General features: G+C 61.2%; 14 protein-coding genes. 4 read left to right on the top strand and 10 right to left on the bottom strand.

The features are described 5' to 3' along the window. Positions 1-34: 34 nt before the first annotated feature. Together HBJ59_RS18845 and lldD are read right to left on the bottom strand one after the other, a co-directional pair. Positions 35-1,750, bottom strand: coding sequence for a ShlB/FhaC/HecB family hemolysin secretion/activation protein (locus tag HBJ59_RS18845; RefSeq protein ID WP_167664409.1), 1,716 nt, complete (start codon positions 1,748-1,750; stop codon positions 35-37). 348 nt (positions 1,751-2,098) lie between these two features. Next, positions 2,099-3,241, bottom strand: coding sequence for an FMN-dependent L-lactate dehydrogenase LldD (gene lldD / locus HBJ59_RS18840; RefSeq protein ID WP_167664408.1), 1,143 nt, complete (start codon positions 3,239-3,241; stop codon positions 2,099-2,101). A gap of 107 nt (positions 3,242-3,348) precedes the next feature. Between lldD and HBJ59_RS18835 the strand changes: the two genes are divergently transcribed. Further along, the gene (locus HBJ59_RS18835; RefSeq protein ID WP_076017420.1) at positions 3,349-4,254 is read left to right on the top strand and encodes a LysR family transcriptional regulator; all 906 of its coding nucleotides are present in this window, start codon (positions 3,349-3,351) and stop codon (positions 4,252-4,254) included. Here the strand turns inward: HBJ59_RS18835 and HBJ59_RS18830 are convergent. Beyond that, positions 4,251-6,209: a PAS domain-containing sensor histidine kinase gene (locus HBJ59_RS18830; protein ID WP_167664407.1), complete on the bottom strand. Its 1,959-nt coding sequence runs from the start codon at positions 6,207-6,209 to the stop codon at positions 4,251-4,253. The genes HBJ59_RS18835 and HBJ59_RS18830 overlap by 4 nt on opposite strands. 358 nt (positions 6,210-6,567) lie before the next feature. Between HBJ59_RS18830 and HBJ59_RS18825 the strand changes: the two genes are divergently transcribed. From HBJ59_RS18825 to nadA, 3 genes are all read left to right on the top strand, one after another. Continuing rightward, on the top strand, positions 6,568-7,854 hold the full coding sequence (locus HBJ59_RS18825; protein ID WP_076017419.1) for an OmpP1/FadL family transporter: 1,287 nt from the start codon (positions 6,568-6,570) through the stop codon (positions 7,852-7,854). Positions 7,855-7,982: 128 nt separating this feature from the next. Further along, entirely contained in the window at positions 7,983-9,554 is a 1,572-nt protein-coding gene (locus HBJ59_RS18820) for a lactate dehydrogenase (protein WP_256670847.1), read from the top strand. A gap of 219 nt (positions 9,555-9,773) precedes the next feature. Beyond that, a complete protein-coding gene (gene nadA / locus HBJ59_RS18815) occupies positions 9,774-10,832 on the top strand; it encodes a quinolinate synthase NadA (protein WP_167664406.1) in 1,059 nt (352 codons plus the stop codon). A gap of 855 nt (positions 10,833-11,687) precedes the next feature. Here the strand turns inward: nadA and HBJ59_RS18810 are convergent. The 7 genes from HBJ59_RS18810 to rhmD form a co-directional block, all read right to left on the bottom strand. Then, positions 11,688-12,458 (bottom strand): SDR family NAD(P)-dependent oxidoreductase, encoded by a 771-nt coding sequence (locus HBJ59_RS18810; RefSeq protein ID WP_076016689.1) that lies wholly within the window; start codon positions 12,456-12,458, stop codon positions 11,688-11,690. A gap of 27 nt (positions 12,459-12,485) precedes the next feature. Continuing rightward, the gene (rhaT, locus tag HBJ59_RS18805) at positions 12,486-13,544 is read right to left on the bottom strand and encodes an L-rhamnose/proton symporter RhaT (protein WP_167664405.1); all 1,059 of its coding nucleotides are present in this window, start codon (positions 13,542-13,544) and stop codon (positions 12,486-12,488) included. 40 nt (positions 13,545-13,584) lie between these two features. Further along, positions 13,585-13,905, bottom strand: coding sequence for an L-rhamnose mutarotase (rhaM, locus tag HBJ59_RS18800; protein WP_178124277.1), 321 nt, complete (start codon positions 13,903-13,905; stop codon positions 13,585-13,587). Then, the gene (locus tag HBJ59_RS18795; protein WP_167664404.1) at positions 13,881-14,786 is read right to left on the bottom strand and encodes an amidohydrolase; all 906 of its coding nucleotides are present in this window, start codon (positions 14,784-14,786) and stop codon (positions 13,881-13,883) included. The genes rhaM and HBJ59_RS18795 overlap by 25 nt, the downstream gene beginning before the upstream one ends. A gap of 70 nt (positions 14,787-14,856) precedes the next feature. Beyond that, positions 14,857-16,290: an aldehyde dehydrogenase gene (gene aldA, locus HBJ59_RS18790; protein ID WP_167664403.1), complete on the bottom strand. Its 1,434-nt coding sequence runs from the start codon at positions 16,288-16,290 to the stop codon at positions 14,857-14,859. A 10-nt stretch (positions 16,291-16,300) separates the two neighbouring features. Next, entirely contained in the window at positions 16,301-17,101 is an 801-nt protein-coding gene (locus HBJ59_RS18785) for an aldolase/citrate lyase family protein (RefSeq protein ID WP_076016685.1), read from the bottom strand. Positions 17,102-17,112: 11 nt separating this feature from the next. After that, on the bottom strand, positions 17,113-18,297 hold the full coding sequence (rhmD, locus tag HBJ59_RS18780; RefSeq protein WP_167664402.1) for an L-rhamnonate dehydratase: 1,185 nt from the start codon (positions 18,295-18,297) through the stop codon (positions 17,113-17,115). Between the last annotated feature and the right edge of the window lie 7 nt (positions 18,298-18,304).

The following is an 18,304-nucleotide window of genomic DNA, read 5'->3' as shown; positions in this document are numbered from 1 at the left end:
TGCCGCGGTTATTTCAGGCAAATCAGGTGTTGGGTCATATCTGCAAACTAAGGCGCGTCAGCCAGACCTCCGGCTCCTGGGCAAACCCCGCGGGGGTGTTCAAGTTGCGTTGGTAATCGAGGTCGAGTTGCACGTTCTTCCAGCTCAGGTTGAGCCCGGCACTGGCGCCGCTCAGGCGTTGGCTGCGGGCGCCGTATTCACGCTTGACCCAGCCGTTGTCCAGGCCCAGGCGCGGGGTGATCTTGAACGGCAGGTCGTTGTTGAGCGGCAGGCGCAAGGTGTTGCGCCACACCGCACCGATGGCGCCGGACGCGCTGTTGTCGCGATAGCCGCGCACCGCCGAATCGTCAGTGACCAGCAGTTGTTCGATGGCAGGCAATGCATCCGGGCTGTATTGCACCGACAGTTGGCTCTGCCACTGCCACGGTTGCCCGATGAGCTGGCCATTGCGCCATTGGGTGAGGTTAACGCGGTACTTGTGAAATTGCGCCTGGGGCAGGTTTTTCACCACTTGATCGGCGTCGCGGTCGGCGCCGAACCAGGTCAGGCCCTGGGCGTAATTGACGTCCAGGTTCCACACTGCGCTGTTGAGCCAGAACAGATTTACGCCGGCCTCGGCCACGGTCAGCGTCGGGCTCTGGATACCCAGGCGGACTTTTTGCAAATAGCTGTCGACGTCCTTGTAAGCCAGTTGCAGGTTGGCGCTCAGTTGATGGCTTTGGTCGCGCCACAACACCCGGTCGGTGCGCAGGCTGACTTGATCGGTGCGGCCGCTGTTATAGAGCGTGGTGCGGCTGAGCTTGAACGGCGAGCGGTATTCGGCATGGCTGGCGAACAGGCTGTAGGTCCAGTAACCGTAGGGGATGGAATAAAACAGGCTGTTGCTGCGGCTGTAACGCGGGCCGTGGTTGAGGGTGTCGCTGAAACTCAGGTTGAGCGCGTCGTTGAGTTGCAACGGGCTGTCCAGGCTCAGGTTGATGGCATTGCGATCACGGCCGGTGCCGGCACTGCCGAGGTTGTCGACGCCAAGTCCCAACGACCACCGCGAGGCAGCGCTGCGCGAGCGCAGGATGATCCGTGAGGCGCCCGCTGCACTGCCGGGGGCGATGTCGGCGGTGAGGTCTACCGAGCGCAGGCGATTGAGCTGGTCCAGGCCTTGTTCCAGGTCCCGCAGGTTCAGCGGCTCGCCGAGCATGCCCGGGAATGCCCCGCGTAACGACACGGGCAGGCTCTGGTCGGCCAGCTCGATGGCTTCGACGTAGCCTTCTTCGACATGAATCGCCAGCGGCTGTCCGGCGGCCGGGGTGCTGGTCAGGTACGGACGGCTGGCGATGTAGCCGGCCTCGACATACAGGCGGGTGATTTCGGCCAGCAGGCGGTTGATCTGCGCGACGCCCATGCACGGCGCCACATAGGGCTCGATGCGCGTGTTCAGTTCAGCCTTGTTGAACAGCGTGACACCGGCCACGCGGGTACCGCGCAAGGGCCAGCAGCGTTGATCCTGAGCGGTGTTCGCGGGCAATGCTGGCGTGGCCGGCGACGGTGCGAAACTGCCTCGCTGGAGTTGCCGCTGACGCTGTTCCAGTTGCAGTTGCTGCAAGTCGCGCTGCTGTTGCTGCTGCAAGCGCAGTGCTTCCTGGCCAAGCACTGGCCCATCGGCGGCGGCTGCCGGCAGCGTGCACAGGCAGAGCAGGGCCGTGACCAGTTTGTGGGTGCAGCTGTGGCGTTTGGTTGAGGGCTGATTCGGCACTCGACATCCTTAACTTAGAAATACGCACGATCCATGCCCCTGAACCAGGCGGTTAACCCAGGGGCTTGCCATAGTTGAGCCATCATTAAACGGATTGTTACATCGGAGGCAGGATTTATTACGTAAAACGTGGGGAATGCCGTGTTATTCACAAAATAAATGCACAAGGGTGGTGCAAGAAGGGCAGGTAGGTGCTTAATTTAGGTTGGTCTTTCGGGCTTTGGTCGTCAGGAGGGGGCGAGGAGGGCTTTTCTATTGTTGCAGTACGGGCGCTTAATCATTTTGTTTATACGTGGCTGAAAAGGCAGCCCCGGTCTTGGTGAGAGACCGGGGCTGCTGTGTTTCAACTCAGTTTTGGCTGCGCACCAGAATCGATTCATCGATTTGTGCAATCGACGTGACCCCGGTCAGCGTCATGGCCACGCGCATTTCCTTGGCGAAGATATCCAGCAGGTTTTCCACGCCACGCTGCCCGTCGGCGGCCAGTGCATAAGCCTGCGCACGGCCCAACAGTACGCCCTTGGCGCCCAGCGCGAGCATGCGCACCACGTCCAGCCCCGAGCGTACGCCGGAGTCCACCAGCACCGTCAGATCGCTGCCTACGGCTTGTACGATAGGCGCCAGCGCCTTGGCCGTGGACAGCACGCCATCCAGTTGGCGGCCGCCGTGGTTGGAGACGACGATGCCGTCGGCACCAAAGCTCACCGCGTCCTTGGCATCCTCGGGGTCGAGGATGCCTTTGATGATCATCGGGCCTTTCCAGAACTCGCGGATCCACTCCAGGTCTTTCCAGCTGATGGACGGATCGAAGTTGTTCGCCAGCCAGCCGATGTAGTCCTTCAACTGCGTGGGCTTGCCCAGGTATTTGGAGATGTTGCCCAGGTCGTGGGGGCGACCCAGCAGGCCAACATCGAAGGCCCAGGCCGGTTTGGTCATGGCTTGCAGTATTTGGCGTTGCGGGCCGTAGGCGCCGGACATCCCCGAATGCGCATCGCGATAGCGCGCGCCGGGGGTGGGCATGTCGACGGTGAACACGAGGTTTTTCACCCCGGCGGCCTGGGCTCGCTCCAGGGCGTTTTTCATGAAGCCGCGATCTTTCAGCACATACAGCTGAAACCAGATGGATTGCGGGCTCTGGGACGCCACTTCTTCGATCGGGCACACAGACACGGTCGACAGGCAAAACGGAATGCCCTTGTTCGCCGCCGCCTTCGCCGCCTGCACTTCACCACGCCGGGCAAACATGCCGGTCAGGCCCACGGGGCTGAGCACCACCGGCATCGCCAATGGCTGGTCGAACAACGTGGTTTCAAGGCTCAGGCTTTCGACGTTGCGCAGGATGCGCTGGCGCAGGCTGATGTCGGACAGGTCCGAACTGTTGGCCCTTAGGGTGTGTTCGGCGTAGGCACCGCCGTCGATGTAGTCGAACAGGAAACGCGGCAGTTTGCGGCGGGCGGCTTCGCGGTAATCCGATGCGGACGAAATGATCATGAACAGTGATGCCCCGGAATGAAGAAACGGTGGGGGGAGGATAGACAAACGCCTTTCATGGTAAAAACAACTTTTCCAACTTGATTCAAGTCGCAAACGGAATACTCATGAACCTTCGTACGCTGTTGGCCTTTGTCGAAGTAGTACGCCAGGGCAGCTTCTCACAGGCGGCCGAGGTGGTTTCACTCACGCAGTCTACCGTGAGCAAGGCGGTGAAGACCCTGGAAGATGAGTTGGGCACGCCGCTGTTCAATCGCATCGGCCACAAGAGCGAGCTGACGGCCGCCGGCGAAATTGCCTACCGTCGCTCCCTGGTGTTGCTCGCCGAGCGAAGTGACCTGGTGGCGGAGATCAACGACCTGCTGGGACTCAAGCGCGGTGTATTGCGCATCGGCTTGCCGCCGGTGGGCAGTGGCGTGCTGTTTGCGGCGATGTTTGCGTTGTATCGACAGCGTTATCCGGAAATCGAAATCGAGCTGATCGAGCACGGCAGCAAGAAGCTCGGCGAATGCCTGGAGGCCGGCGAGGTGGACCTGGCAGCGTTACTGGTACCGGTGGCGGGGGAATTTGAATATCAGGATGTGCGCGTCGAACCGCTGATGGTGGTGATGCCGATCGACCATCCACTGGCCGGGCGCAAAAGCGTCGACTTTTCCGACCTCGCCGACTCGCCGTTCATTCTGTTCGAAGCCGGGTTTGCGCTTAACCGGATTATTCTCACGGCCTGCGAGCGCAGAGGCGTAGTCCCGCGCATCACCGCCCGCAGCGCGCAGATCGACTTTATCGTCGACTTGGTTGCTGCGGGGCTGGGGATCGCGTTTCTACCGAGCATGCTGGCTTACAAACACCTGCATGCCGGTATCGCGCTGATTCAGCTGGACGAGCCTCAGACCGATTGGCACATCGCCCTGGCCTGGCGGCGACAGGCGCATCTGCCACCGGCGGCGCGGGCCTGGCTGGACTTGGCCCTGGAGATGGGCAATGTTCCAGACACGGCCCAGCCTGCGGTTTAGCTTTGTGCGACCAAGGGCAGGCGGCTGTTGACGACTTTTTGCAGCAGCAGGGCCAGCGCCTGGGTGGAATATGGCTTCTGCAGCAAGACAAAACGGCTGGCCTCTTCCTGAGCGATACGCGCGTATTCGTCGTTGTAACCGGTGGTAAGCACCACGGGCAGCCACGGATACAGGGCCTCGATCGCGTCCAGTAACTCCAGGCCGCTCATGCCGGGCATGGAGATATCCGAGAACACCACCTGGAAGCTTTCCGGGTTGGGAGCGAGCGCTTCCAGCGCGCTTTGGGCATCGGGCACCCACAGCACGTGAAAGCCCATCTGTTCCAGGGTCTGCGAGGTGTATAGGCCGACATCGGCGTTGTCCTCGACCATCAGTACGCCCAAGCCCGAGACGATAGGCGAGGTGCTGGTGGTCTGAGGCGCCGGCATGGCGCTTGGCTCGACCTTGGGCAGGTACAGGGTGAATTGGCTGCCGGTACCGCACTCGCTCTGCACCAGGATTTCACCGCCCGATTGCTTGGCGAAACCGTACACCTGGGACAATCCCAGCCCGGTGCCCTGGCCGATGCCCTTGGTGGTGTAGAAGGGCTCGAAGATAGCGTCGAGTTTCTCCGGCGGGATACCCGACCCGGTGTCCGTCAGTTCGATGGTCACGTAATCGGCGATGCGTACCGGATGAGCGCGTACCGAAGGTAGCCAGCTGGCCGTCGAGACAGTAATCGTCAAATGCCCATTGCCAGCCATGGCATCCCGGGCGTTGACCACCATGTTGACCAAAGCAGTGTCGAACTGGCTTTCATCGGCGTTGATAAAGCAGGCATCGTCGGGTACCTGGATGCTCACCTTGACCCGCGAACCGGTCAGGCTGTCCATCATCTCTCCCACCCGCTTCACACTTTCGCCGACATTGAACACCTCTGGCCGCAGGGCCTGGCGGCGGGCGAACGTGAGCAGTTGGGCGGTCAGGCGGGCTGCGCGATCTACGGTGCTGGCGATGGCTTCCACGTATTTGATGCGGCGCGCTTCGCTCAGGGCGGGCGGTTTGAGCAAGTCGGCGCAGGACTTGATCACCGTCAGCAGGTTATTGAAGTCGTGTGCGACACCGCCGGTGAGTTGGCCGATGGCTTCCAGTTTCTGTGACTGGCGCAGGGCATCTTCTGACAGGCGCAGGGCTTCCTTGGCTTCTTCCTCGGCCTGGATGTCGCGGCCCACGGCATGGATGTAGTCGCTGTCGGGCACGGCCGTCCAGGCGATCATGCGGTAGCTGCCGTCCTGGTGGCGGTAACGGTTCTTGAAGTTGGGGAAGTTCTTGCCGTCCCCCAGGCGACTGACTGCCGAGGATGAGACGGCCAGGTCGTCGGGGTGGACCAGCGCCAGCAATTGGCTGCCCACCAGGTCGTTTTCGGCGTGGCCGAGCATGCGGGTCCAGGCCGGGTTCACGGCGGAGATCACACCGTCGAGTTGCGCCACCAGCATCAGGTCTGGTGACAGGCGCCAGATGCGGTCGCGGTCGCGGGTGCGTTCGATCACCCGCTGCTCCAGGGATTCGTTGAGCTTGCGCAGGGATTCTTCGGCTTCGCGCAGGGGCGTGATGTCCCGGGAGACGCAGAGGATTTTCTCCGGCAGACCGTCACTGCCCATGATCGGGCTGACGTTCACATGCCACCACTTCAGGTTGCCAGCCATGGTGTTGGCGGCGCCGATGAAGCTGGCGTTGTGGCCATCCCGGGCGGCTTGCACGGCAGCCTTGGCGTCGAGATTACCCTGGTCCTGCCAGAAGTCCGGCCAGGGGCAGCCGCGAATCGCATTGAAGTCGCTGACCTCCATGATCTGCTTGCCGCCTTCGCTCATGAAGGTCAGCCGCGCGTCGAGGTCCAGCACCTTGATGCAGTCGTTGATGCTGGCAAGCACGCGCTCGGTGAAGGCTTCGCTGTGATCCAGGCCCGCGACGGACAAATCGCTGGCACCCGTTTCGGGTGGGCGATGTGTTTCTGAACCCTTCCCGATAGTGCTATTCATTTGAGTGCTGCCGCGCGTGTTAAATAGCCGCCATCATGTCATTGCGACACTTATATCTCCAGCAACTTGACGCTAATTCGACGGCGGTCGCCCGTCTGTCTGCAAGCGCCGGATCAAGCTTAAAACTCATCAGTCATTTTCGGGTTTTCAGGTCTGAATGAGTGCGCTAAAAACCGCCAAAGTCGTTGAAATCAAGAGGATTGTCGGACAATTTTTCGCATGAAAAACTCTTCATAATTTGCCCGCTCGAAGATTGGTAGCTTCCTCGTGCTGCCCAATAATTCGAGTTCTAATAATGAATAAAAAACTCTGCAAGAGCGCTTTGGCGCTGTCGATTTCGCTCGCCTCCACGTCCCTGTTTGCAGGTGGTTTCGCCCTCAATGAACAAAGCATCAGTTCAATGGGTACAGGCTACGCCGGGCGTTCCTCCTCCGCCGATGACGCCAGCACGGTGTTCGGCAACCCGGCCGGCATGTCCCGCCTCAAGCAGAATGAAGTGAGCATCGGGGCGACGTACCTGGATGCGAGTTCGAATATCAAGAACGCCAGCTCCTCGCAATTCGGTGCCAATAACCCGGGCACCGACAAGGGCGACATGGTGCCGGGCATTGCCGTGCCGATGGGCTACCTGGTGACGCCGATTGATGAACACTGGGCGTTCGGCCTGGGGATCTATGCGCCGTTCGGCCTGGAAACCGACTATGAGCGCAGCTTTCAGGGCAATGGCTTTGGCAATAAAAGCCAGATCAAGGTCATCACCGTCCAGCCGACGGTCAGTTATGCCTTCAACGACAAGGTCTCGGTGGGTTTTGGTCCTACCTTCAACCGGATCTCGGGTGAACTGGATTCCAACGTGCCGCTTGGGGGTGGCGCCGGCGAGAAGGTCAAAGTCAAGGGCGACGACACCGCCACCGGTTTCAATGCCGGTATCCTGGTACAACCGCTGGAAAGCACGCGCATCGGCCTGACTTATCACTCGCAAGTGGTCTACCACCTCAGCGGCAAGACCAACGCTTCCGGCCTGATTTCCGATGCCTTTGATGGCGGCCCGCAACGCTATGACGCCAGCCTCAATGTCACCACACCCTCGTCGGTGGACTTCTCGGTTACCCATCAACTGAACGATGACTGGACCCTGTACCTGGGCAGCACTTATACGCGCTGGAGCCAGTTGAAGAAGATCACCATCAACAACGACGGTGTGTCAGCCTTGGCCGCCCAGTTCGGCGGCTTGAATGCGATCACCGAACAGCAGAACTGGCATGACACCTGGTCCCACGCCATTGGCGCGGCGTACCGGGTAAACAAACAACTGGTGCTGCGTACCGGGTTCTCGGTGGATCAGACACCAACCAACAACACCGACCGTTCCGTGCGGATTCCGACGGGTGACCGTACTGTGTTCAGCCTCGGTGCCGGGTGGACGCCAATCGAAAACGTAACCTTTGACGTGGCCTATTCCTACCTCAAGGAAGAACCGATCAAGGTGCGCCAGAGCCAGCCCGCCCTGGGCCTGACCTACGACGCCAAGTATGAAAACAGCGCCAACGGTTTTGGTGGTTCGGTCACTTACCGCTTCTAATGCACCGGAACAGGGCAAAGAGTCATTTTTCTGACATGGCTCTTTGCTAGCAATTGTATCAATCACGCTACCAAACCCTGCCTGTCTTGGTTAAATTAGGCGTAATTCAGCTCAAGACAGGGATCGTCATGACTACGCTTTCGCCGATCAGCTCCGCCATTCCCCTTATCAATCGACCCGCCGTTACGCCGCCAGCGACGCTGACGCCAGAAACGGAGGTCACTGCCGTGCGTCCTTCCTCGGTGGTCAGCCTTGGCAATGTCACGGTGGAGGTTCAAGCCGAGACGTATTCCCGAAACGGACAATTGCCCGGTCATGGGTCGATCAACGCTTGGGAAAGTGACAGCTACGATGCGGTGACTAAAGCGATCAACACGAATTTCTATGCGCTGCCCAGAGGCACGGGCTTCAGCGGCCTGGGCGCGACCCTGATCGAGCAATTTGCGAAGAGCGGTACCGACATCTCGCAGTCGGCGCTGAGCACCACTTCGTCCAAGACCCAAAGCCCCGACGCGCTCAAGATTCAACAGGCGCTGCTCCACAGCAAGGCAGACAACCTGGTCAGCCTCACCGTCAAGACGGCCAGCGGCAAGACCGTCACCTTCAGCCTGGCCAGCCAGTCCGGTGGCCTGGCTGCGCAGGCCAAGGTGGACGGCGGCACCCTCAGCGCCGCCGAGCTCAAGGAAGTCGCCAAGTTGGGCGAAGCCTTCCAGGGTGCCATCGACGGCCTGGCCGCCCAGCCGCCGAAACTCGAGTTGAGCAAACTGACGCAATTTGATTCCAGTGTGTTGTCCTCGGTGGATCTCAGCGGCAAATTGAAAGTGGGTAACGTTGACGACCTCAACCTTGCGTTCCACGCGGACAACCAGAGCCGTACGACGAAGATGAGTGGTCCGGCGGGGGAAGTGAATCTCTCGGTCGACCTGAAAAACGCCGGCATCCTCGGCAACGCCAAGCAGCAGGCAATCGCGCTGAAAAGCTACCTGGCCCAGTTCGACAAGGCCCAGGCGCGGGGCAAAGCCGACGCTGACCTGATGGCGATGTTCAAGGACGCGTTTACCGCCATGAACAGCAACTACCCGCAGGGCATCAAGGCGCCACAGCCGCTGACCCGGAATGCGGCGGATCAAGGCCTGCTCACCGGTCTCGCAGATTTCAAGGCCTCCATCAGCCAGACGGCCTCGTCCCCGAACCCGGCCCGCCTGGCGGAAACCGACACGTTTGCCTATGAGGTGTCCCAGAAGACCCGCGTCGGCGGCAATGACCTCTCGAATCGCACGGTCGACCAGGTCCAGCAATCAACTCTCAAAGCCAGTTTTCATTTGGCGCTCAATGGCGGTAAGCCACCGTCTTTCGATAGTCAGCGCGAGTCGCAGAACTACCTCTATGTGCAGGTCGACGACAAGGCCAGCAGCTCGGCGAATATCACCTACAAGGACGGCTTCCTGACCAACGCCTCCGTGGACCAGAGTGCCAGCCAGATCACCCGTACCCAGCGCTATGAGATGGGGATATTGGTTAAAGACACCGTGGCGCCGAACCAGGCCAGCAGCCATCGCGACTACCTGGTGTTGCTGGAGTACGCGGCGCGGGAAGGCAAGAAGGCCCAGGGCGCTGATGAAACCATCCTGAAGGATGCGCTGGCGAACATGCATCAGTTGGTGTTGCTGCAAGACGATCCAACCGTTTTGCCCCGTTAAACCAATCGTTGTAAAAAAGGGAAACCCCCGGCCGGGTTTCCCTTTTTTATGCCTCGTCGAATCCCAGATTAGGCTTTTGAATCCATTCGATATTCTGTAGCCTTGCGCAGCTTCACCGTGCTTGATGAATACAATCACTTCGTCCGGCGGCGCCCGAAGGGCTCCAGAGCCGGTGGTACACTCGACTTTCGCGCAACTGCGCCTGCAGGTCTTGCGAACATGACGCAAATTTCCGAACGCCTTCTGGTCCAAGCCCACCTCGACGCCAAGCAGCCCAAGGTGCTGAGCGCTGAAGAAGAGGCGGGCTACCGTGCCGCCATCGCTGCCGAGCTCAAGGCTCAGGACGCGGTGCTGGTGGCGCACTTCTACTGCGATCCGGTGATTCAGGCCCTGGCCGAAGAAACCGGTGGCTGTGTCTCCGACTCCCTGGAAATGGCCCGCTTCGGCGCGGCGCACCCGGCCAAGACCGTATTGGTGGCGGGCGTGCGATTCATGGGCGAGACGGCCAAGATCCTCACGCCTGAAAAACGCATCCTGATGCCAACCCTGGAAGCCACGTGCTCCCTGGACCTTGGCTGCCCGGTGGATGAGTTTTCGGCGTTTTGTGATCAGCACCCTGAGCGCACTGTGGTGGTTTATGCCAACACGTCGGCAGCGGTGAAAGCCCGGGCTGATTGGGTAGTGACTTCCAGCTGTGCGTTGGAGATTGTCGAAAGCCTGATGGATAACGGCGAGACCATTATCTGGGGGCCGGATAAGCATCTGGGCACCTATATCCAGCGTCAGACGGGTGCGGACATGCTGCTGTGGGACGGTGCTTGCATCGTGCACGAGGAGTTCAAGTCCAAGCAGTTGGAGGACATGAAGGCGTTTTACCCGGACGCAGCGATTCTGGTGCATCCGGAGTCGCCCACTTCGGTGATTGAGTTGGCGGATGCGGTGGGGTCGACCAGCCAGTTGATCGCGGCGGCGCAGCGGTTGCCGAACAAGACGTTTATCGTGGCTACTGATCGGGGTATCTTCTACAAGATGCAGCAGTTGTGCCCGGATAAGGTGTTTGTCGAGGCGCCTACGGCCGGGAATGGGGCGGCGTGTCGCAGTTGTGCGCATTGTCCTTGGATGGCGATGAATACCCTGGAACGTACGCTGCAGTGTTTGCGTGAGGGGAGTAATGAGATTTTTGTTGAGCCTTCGGTGATTCCGCAGGCGGTTAGGCCGCTGAAGCGGATGTTGGATTTTACTCAGGCGGCTCGGTTGAGGTTGGCGGGGAATGCTTGATCTTGTTTGAGTGTATATCCGTTATTTAGGTAACGGCCGCCTAGGGTTCCGCTCTTACAGCGGGTCACTTTTTTACAAACGCCTAAAAAAGTAACCAAAAAACGCTTTGCCCCACCACTCGGTGCCTCGCCCAGGCTCGGCATGCCCGCACTCCGGCTCGGTTCCGCGGGCCGCCGCGACGGGCCATCCATGGCCCGGCGCGGCTAAATCGGCTTCCCTGCCGATTTACCCGCTCCACCGTGCCTACTTGCGGCCATCGTGGTTAACGGGGCCCGCAGATCAAAATCAAAAGCAGAGCACAGCGGCCTACCGGCCGGCTTGAGTGTTAAAAGCAAAAGCAGAGCTGCTTTTCTGTAGGAGCGAGCTTGCTCGCGAAAAACCTGAGACCGCCGCGTTCATCCAGAATGCCAGCGTCATCGTTAACGACCTTCGCGAGCAAGCCCGCTCCCACATTTGGACCGTGCCCGCTTTAGCTTTTGATTCTGCTGTTGCTGTTGCTTCACCACACTCAAGCCGGCCGGTAGGCCGCTGTGCTCTTGATCTGCTTTTGATCTTGATCTTAGGCGCCCCGTTAAACCACGCTGGCCGAACGTAGGCAGTACGGAGCGGGTAAACCGGCAGGACGCCGGTTTAGCCGCGACGGGGCAGGGACGCCCCGTCGCGGCGGCCCGCTTCGTGGTGCCGGAGTGCGGGCACACCGAGCATTAGCGAGGTGCCGAGTGGTGGGGCAAGAGCGTTTTGCTTACTTTTGCGCTGTTCAAAAGTGAGCCGCTGTAAGAGCGGAACCATAGGCGGCCGTTACCTAAACAACGGATATACACCCAAACCCCCAAATAACGGATACGCCCCCACCAGCTACTGCAAGTTGACGAACAACCCCCCATCCACCAGCAACGAAGCCCCGGTCACATACCGCGCCATATCCGAAGCAAGAAAAACAATGGGCCCCGCAACATCGTCGGGTTCACCCAGGCGCCCCAGCGGCGTACGCGAAGTCATGTACGCCAGCTTCTCCTCATCCGCCAAATCCTCCTTGTTGATGTCGGTAGCAATCGTCCCCGGCAACACCGAATTACAGCGAATCCCATAAGGCCCCAGCGCAATCGCACAGGACTGCATCAACGAATGCAGCCCGGCCTTGGTCGGCGTGTAGTGCGTCTGCATCCCGCCGCCCACCAGCGCACTGATGGAACTGACCGCGATAATCGCGCCACCCGTGCCCTGGTTTTTCATCTGATTCGCCGCCGCTTGCACGGCGAAGTAGGCGCCGTTGAGGTTGGTGTTGACCGTCTTCAGGTACACCTCGCGCGGCATGTCGAGGAACGAGTGGAACGGGCAAATCCCGGCGTTGTTGACGAACACATCCACACTGCCAAATGCCTTGAGCGCGCCGGCTACCAGTTTGTCACCGGTGTCCGGGTCGGCCGCGTCGCCGCCCACTTCCACCGCCTGGCCACCGAACGCCTTGATCTCCTCGATCAACGAAAATGCCGCTTCAGTGCCCTGGCCGCTACCACTGTGGCCGATCACCACGCGAGCCCCCTGGCGTGCACATTCCCGGGCGGCGGCGCGGCCGATCCCACGGGATGCGCCAGTAATAATCACGGTTTTGTCTGCAAGTAACATAAGTAGACTCCTGGAAAACAAGCGGCCTCAGCCGAGATAGTTGCCGTAACCAACCATGGCGATAGCGCCGAGAATCACCGCGATACCAGCGACCAATACGCCTTTGTTGGTGGCGCTGGTGCCCTGCCATTCGCGGAAATACAGGCCCCAGCAGTTGGACACGATGATGATGAAAGACATGTGCAACACCCACGAACTGGCGTCGTTCTGCAGGCGGCTTTCGCCCATGCCGTAAAAGAAGAACTGCAGGAACCACAGGGTGCCGGCACACGCCACCAGCAGGTAGTTGCCGAGCAGCGGCGTACTGCGGTCGGTGTAGTTGTGGAACGTACGGTTGCGCCAGTTCAGCCACAGGCACCAGATGCCGTTGGTGGTCAGGCCACCCCACATGATCACCATGAAGGTCACGTTGTTCTGGAACAGGCTATTGGCACCGTGCTCCACGGCCGCTGCGGCCAAGGGGCGACCGGCGGAAATGCCGTAGCTGAAGCACGCGCTCAAGACCCCGGAGATCACCGCCACCAGCATGCCCTTGGCCACCGAGAACTCGCTGATGCTGGCAAACTTCACCGCCTCCGGCACTTCACGTTCCTTGATCAACCCGGCCTTGCCACACACCGCAATGCCCACCAGTGAAACCGCTACACCCCACAGCACCCAATGTCCGCCCTGAGACGCGAGCATCGAGGTCAGGGTGCCTTCGGTGGCGTCGGTGAACAGGTCGCGGTACAGCGCCGGCATCAAGGCGCCGAGGGCCGACGTCAGGCCCAGTACCAGTGACATGCCGAGGGACAGCCCGAGGTAGCGCATGGTCAGGCCGAAGGTCAGCCCGCCGATGCCCCAGAGTACGCCGAACAGGTAGGTCCAGAGCAGGGTGCTGCTGTCGGCCTGGCGCAGGATGTCGACCCAACCGGGCACGGTCAGTTGCGCGGCAATCAGCGGCACGATCAGCCATGACACCAGGCCACCGGTGATCCAGTAGCTTTCCCAGGCCCAGCCGCGGACCTTCTTGTAAGGGATGTAGAAACTGCCGGAGGCGAAGCCGCCGATGAAGTGCAGAATCACACCGAAGAGAATGATTTCCACGTAGTCGAATCCTTTTTTATTGTTGTGGTAGCACGCTGTTTCAGCCTGGGGTGAGGCTGAACATCGGGATTAAATCCACGCTGACGGGCGAGGCGTCCGGATGGCTGGGCATGATGTCTTGCATGTACTGCCACCACCGTTGCATCAGCGCGGTGCCCGGCAACGCGTCGAGGCTGTGCTGGTCGTCGTGGGTCATCACGGCGAACAAGGCGTTGCTGGCCTCGTCGAGGAAGATCCGGTAGTCCGCCACGCCGGCATCGCGCAGGGCCTGGGCCAGTTCGGGCCAGATCTCGTCATGGCGTCGACGGTACTCGGCGTGCTGGCCGGGGTTGAGGTTCATGCGAAAAGCTCGGGTCTGCATGACTGGCCTCCGTGGGGTGGCGTGGGGCTATAGATGCGCACCGCGTTGTGCAGGAAGAACTTGCCCTGTACGTCCTCGGATTTACTCGCCATGCAGGCTTTCACCAGGCCCAGGGTGGTGGCGAAATTGGCCAGTTGATCGCTGTTGGGCCAGTCGCTGCCGAAGAAGCAACGGTCTTCGCCAAAGGCTTCCCACAGCACGGCCAGGCGGTCGTTGTAGAACGCCGGGTCGGTGATCAATCCACGTGGACCGACCTGAGGGATTTCTGCAAGTTTGGCGAACACATTGGGCCGTTCTGCCAGGCGCATCAGGTCTGCGTGATAGGCCGATTCTTCACCGGCGGGCACGCTGGCATTGGGCAGGTGATCGACGATGATGCGCAGCTCGGGCAAGGCGTTGCTCAGGTGCAGCAGCCCTTTGATCAGGCGCGGATTGGGGTTGGCGCTGTCGAGGCCGCGCCCGCATTCGGCAAGCCGGCGCAGGCCGTCGATGAATCCGGGGCGCGCCTGGTCTTCTAGCAAATCGCGGTCCCACAGGTTGCCGTAGCGCAAGCCGAGGAACAGCGGCTCATCGGCCAAGGCATCCAGATCAGCCGCAAAGTCGCCGTGCAGCGGGTCCAGGTTGCCGACGAAACCGAGCATGCGCGGATCGCTGCGCAAGGTCTCCAGCAACCAGCGGTTGTCGTCGCGCCACGGGCTGGCTTCCACGGCAATGGCGCCAATCACGTTATGTTCGCCTGCCAGCGCCCAATAATCCGCCGGCAAATGCGCGGCATACAGCGCGTTGCCCGGCTCGGGCCAGGGAATGCCCTGGGGGCGACGCGGGTCGAACAGGTGCAAATGGCTGTCGATGATCGGGCCGCTGTAAGGGGTAAGAGGCATTGCGCAATCCTTCGGAAGAATGGATAGGGAAGGACCCGCACGCTACCGCGCCAGGGCCCGTTGCACCACCTCAGCCCTGCAGGTACACCGCATGGGTATGGGTGTACTCATACAGGCCGTGCTTGCCATCGGCGCCGCCGATTCCGGATTTGCGCACGCCGGCATGGAAGCCTTGCATCGCCTCGAAGTTCTCGCGGTTGACGTAGGTCTCGCCGAACGACAATTCGCGCACTGCCTGCATCGCCTTGCCCAGGTCGCGGGTGTAGATCGAAGAGGTCAGGCCGTAGTCGCAGTCGTTGGCCATGGCGATGGCTTCATCCAGGTCGTCGACAATCTGGATCGGCAGCACCGGGCCAAAAATTTCTTCGCGCATGATTTCCATGTCGGCGTGGCAACCGGCCAATACCGTCGGCTGGAAGTGAAAACCCTGGCCCAGGTCGGCGATCTGCCCGCCGGTGACCAGCGATGCACCTTGGCTCAAGGCGGTGCGTACCTTGCGATTGACGCTGTCCAGGCCTTGGCGGTTGATCAGCGGACCCATCTCCACATCGGCCTGGGCGATGGGGTCGCCGTAGCGGGTGGCGGCCATCGCGGCGCTGATGCGCTCGATAAACTGGTCGGCCACCTTGCGCTCCACATACACCCGTTCGGCGCAGTTGCACACCTGGCCGCTGTTGATGATCCGCGAGTCGCGAATGGCTTTTACCGCGAGGTCCAGGTCGGCATCGGCGAGGACGATGGCCGGTGCCTTGCCGCCCAGCTCCAGGTTGAGCTTGGTGATATTCGGTGCCGCAGCAGCCATGATCCGCGAGCCGGTGGCGACGCTGCCGGTAAAGCTGATCATGTCCACGCCCTTATGGGCGGTGAGTGCGCCTCCCACACGGCCGTCGCCGCACACGACGTTGAACACCCCGGCTGGCAGGTCAGTTTCGGCCACCAGTTTGGCGAACTCGAAGCAGTTGTTCGGCGTTTCTTCGCTGGGTTTGATCACGATGGTGTTGCCGGTGAGCAACGCCGGGGCTATCTTGCGGGCGATCAAAAAGAACGGGAAATTCCACGGCAGGATGCCGGCCACGACACCCAGGGGTTTGCGGAACAGGAAGATATTTTCATTGGGGCGGTCGCTGGTGATGATCTCGCCTTCAATGCGGCGTGCCCACTCGGCCATGTAGTCGAGGTAGTCGGCGGTGAAGTTGACTTCCACTTCCGCCAGGCCGCTGACTTTGCCTTGCTCCAGGGTGATGGTGCGCGCCAGGTGGGCGACGTTTTCCCGCAGCTTGGCGGCGATGCGGCGCAAGTGCCCGGCACGTTCGATCGCCGGTTTGCGCGCCCAGTCTTTTTGCGCATGACGTGCGGCAGCCAAGGCTTGGTCGACGTCTTCGGAGGTGGACGCCGGGACCTTCGACAACAGGGCGCCGGTGGCCGGGTTCAATACATCCAGGTGCGCATCGCTTGAGGTAAAGCGGCCGTTGATGAAGTTCTGGTAGACCGGTACGGATGACATGCTTGGCTCCTCAGTAGGTACGTGACGGTGCTTTGGCGTCGGCGGCAGGGCGATAGCGGGCCAGGGTCGCCATGGCACCCTGGCGCAGCAGGCTGATGTCGATGGCCACCGCAATGAATTGGCAGCCCCAGGCTTGATAACGGCGAGCATCGTCTTCGTTGGGCGCGAGAATGCCGCAGGCCTTGCCGGCCGCCAGCGTGGCGTTGACCGCGTGCTGGATGCGTTCCTGCACCTCGGGGTGCCCGGGATTGCCAGCGTGACCGAGGCCGATGGACAGGTCGGCGGGGCCGATAAAGACCGCGTCCACGCCTTCCACCGCCGCAATCGCCGCGACGTTTTCCACCCCCTGGCGCGACTCCACCTGCACGATCAGGCACAGCTGTTCATGGGCAGTATTGAGGTAGTCGGCCACGCCGTCCCAGCGGGTGGCGCGGGTCAGGCCGCCGCCAACGCCACGAATGCCGTGGGGCGGATAACGCATGGCCCGCACCAGGGCCTGGGCTTGCTCGGCGGTTTCGACCATCGGGATCATCAGCGTTTGCGCACCGACGTCCAGCAGTTGCTTGATCAGGTTGGCGTCGCTGCTCACCGCACGCACCACCGGCGCAGTGGCGTAGGGCGCCACGGCCTGGAGCTGGTTGAGCACGCTGGGCACGGTGTTGGGAGCGTGTTCGCCGTCAATCAGCATCCAGTCGTAACCGGTGCTGGCGACGATCTCGGCGGCGTAGGCGGTGGCGAAGCCGGCCCAGATCCCGTATTGCGCGGCGTCTTTACGCAGCGCGGCCTTGAAAGCGTTGTGGGGCATGTTCATGGCAGGAGTCCTCAGCGGTTATACGGACGATGCAGTTGGCAATCGGGGTTGAGGTCCACGCCAAACCCGGGCTTGTCGAGCACCGACAGGCGCATGCGGCCATTCACCGGCACCGGTTCACCGAGCAGTTGCGGGTGGAACATCGGCACCACTTCGTCGGCCTTGGGCGCCATCATCAGGAACTCGGCGAACGGGCTGTTATGGCGGGTGGCGACGAAGTGGTAGCTGTAGACCGACGAGCCGTGGGGCACCACCAGCGCATTATGGGCGTCGGCGAGGGCCGAGATTTTCACCAGTTCGGTGAGGCCGCCGCACCAGCCCACATCCGGCTGGATAATGTCGCAGCAACCCATCTCCAGCAGCATGCGAAAGCCCCAACGGGTGGCTTCGTGTTCGCCGGTGGTGACCAACATGCCTTTGGGCACGTTGTTGCGCAGGGCGGCATAGCCCCAGTAGTCGTCGGGCGACAGCGCTTCTTCGATCCATTTCAGGCCGTATTCATGGGCGCCGATCGCCAGTTTGGTGGCGTAGTTCAGGTCCAGGCTCATCCAGCAATCGAGCATCAGCCAGAAGTCCGGGCCGACCCGCTCGCGCATGGTCGCCAGTTCCTCGAGGTTTTTGCGCAGGCCTTCTTCGCCTTCCGACGGGCTGTAGTGCAGGGGCATCTTGCCGCCGATAAAGCCCATCTTCTGTGCGAGGTCGGGGCGGGCGCCGGTGGCGTAGAACTGCAATTCGTCACGCACCGCGCCGCCGAGCAACTGGTGCACCGGTTCCTGGCGGATCTTGCCGAGCAGGTCCCACAGCGCCAGGTCGACACCGGAGATCGTGTTGATCACCAGGCCCTTGCGACCGTAATACAGGGTGGACTGGTACATCTGGTCCCAGATTTTCTCGATATCGGTGACGCGGGCGCCTTCCAGGAAACGCGCCAGGTGCTTCTCGACGATATATGCGGCGGGCTCGCCACCGGTGGTCACGGCGAACCCGATGGTGCCGTCGCTGGCCTCGATTTCCACCACGAGTGTGCCGAGTACGTTTATCCCGAAACTGCGGCGGCTCTGGCGGTACTCGGGGTATTTGCTCATGGGGGTACTGATGTGATCGTCGATCCAGTGGCCGTCTGCCTGGTCGTGGTAGTCCGCGCCGCCGCCGCGCAGCACAAAGGCGCGGACGTGCTTGATAGTGAGGTTGCCCATGGTGTGA

The sequence above is a fragment of the Pseudomonas sp. AN3A02 genome, from assembly GCF_011765255.1.
In the GTDB taxonomy this organism is placed as follows: domain Bacteria; phylum Pseudomonadota; class Gammaproteobacteria; order Pseudomonadales; family Pseudomonadaceae; genus Aquipseudomonas.
This window is presented reverse-complemented; position numbering and strand designations above follow the sequence as displayed.

Coding starts and splice junctions, on each gene's coding strand:
- lldD (WP_167664408.1), bottom strand. CDS start 3,241: ATGATCATTTCGTCCGCATCGGATTACCGCGAAGCCGCCCGCCGCAAA.
- HBJ59_RS18835 (WP_076017420.1), top strand. CDS start 3,349: ATGAACCTTCGTACGCTGTTGGCCTTTGTCGAAGTAGTACGCCAGGGC.
- HBJ59_RS18825 (WP_076017419.1), top strand. CDS start 6,568: ATGAATAAAAAACTCTGCAAGAGCGCTTTGGCGCTGTCGATTTCGCTC.
- HBJ59_RS18820 (WP_256670847.1), top strand. CDS start 7,983: ATGACTACGCTTTCGCCGATCAGCTCCGCCATTCCCCTTATCAATCGA.
- nadA (WP_167664406.1), top strand. CDS start 9,774: ATGACGCAAATTTCCGAACGCCTTCTGGTCCAAGCCCACCTCGACGCC.
- HBJ59_RS18810 (WP_076016689.1), bottom strand. CDS start 12,458: ATGTTACTTGCAGACAAAACCGTGATTATTACTGGCGCATCCCGTGGG.
- rhaM (WP_178124277.1), bottom strand. CDS start 13,905: ATGCAGACCCGAGCTTTTCGCATGAACCTCAACCCCGGCCAGCACGCC.
- HBJ59_RS18795 (WP_167664404.1), bottom strand. CDS start 14,786: ATGCCTCTTACCCCTTACAGCGGCCCGATCATCGACAGCCATTTGCAC.
- aldA (WP_167664403.1), bottom strand. CDS start 16,290: ATGTCATCCGTACCGGTCTACCAGAACTTCATCAACGGCCGCTTTACC.
- HBJ59_RS18785 (WP_076016685.1), bottom strand. CDS start 17,101: ATGAACATGCCCCACAACGCTTTCAAGGCCGCGCTGCGTAAAGACGCC.
- rhmD (WP_167664402.1), bottom strand. CDS start 18,297: ATGGGCAACCTCACTATCAAGCACGTCCGCGCCTTTGTGCTGCGCGGC.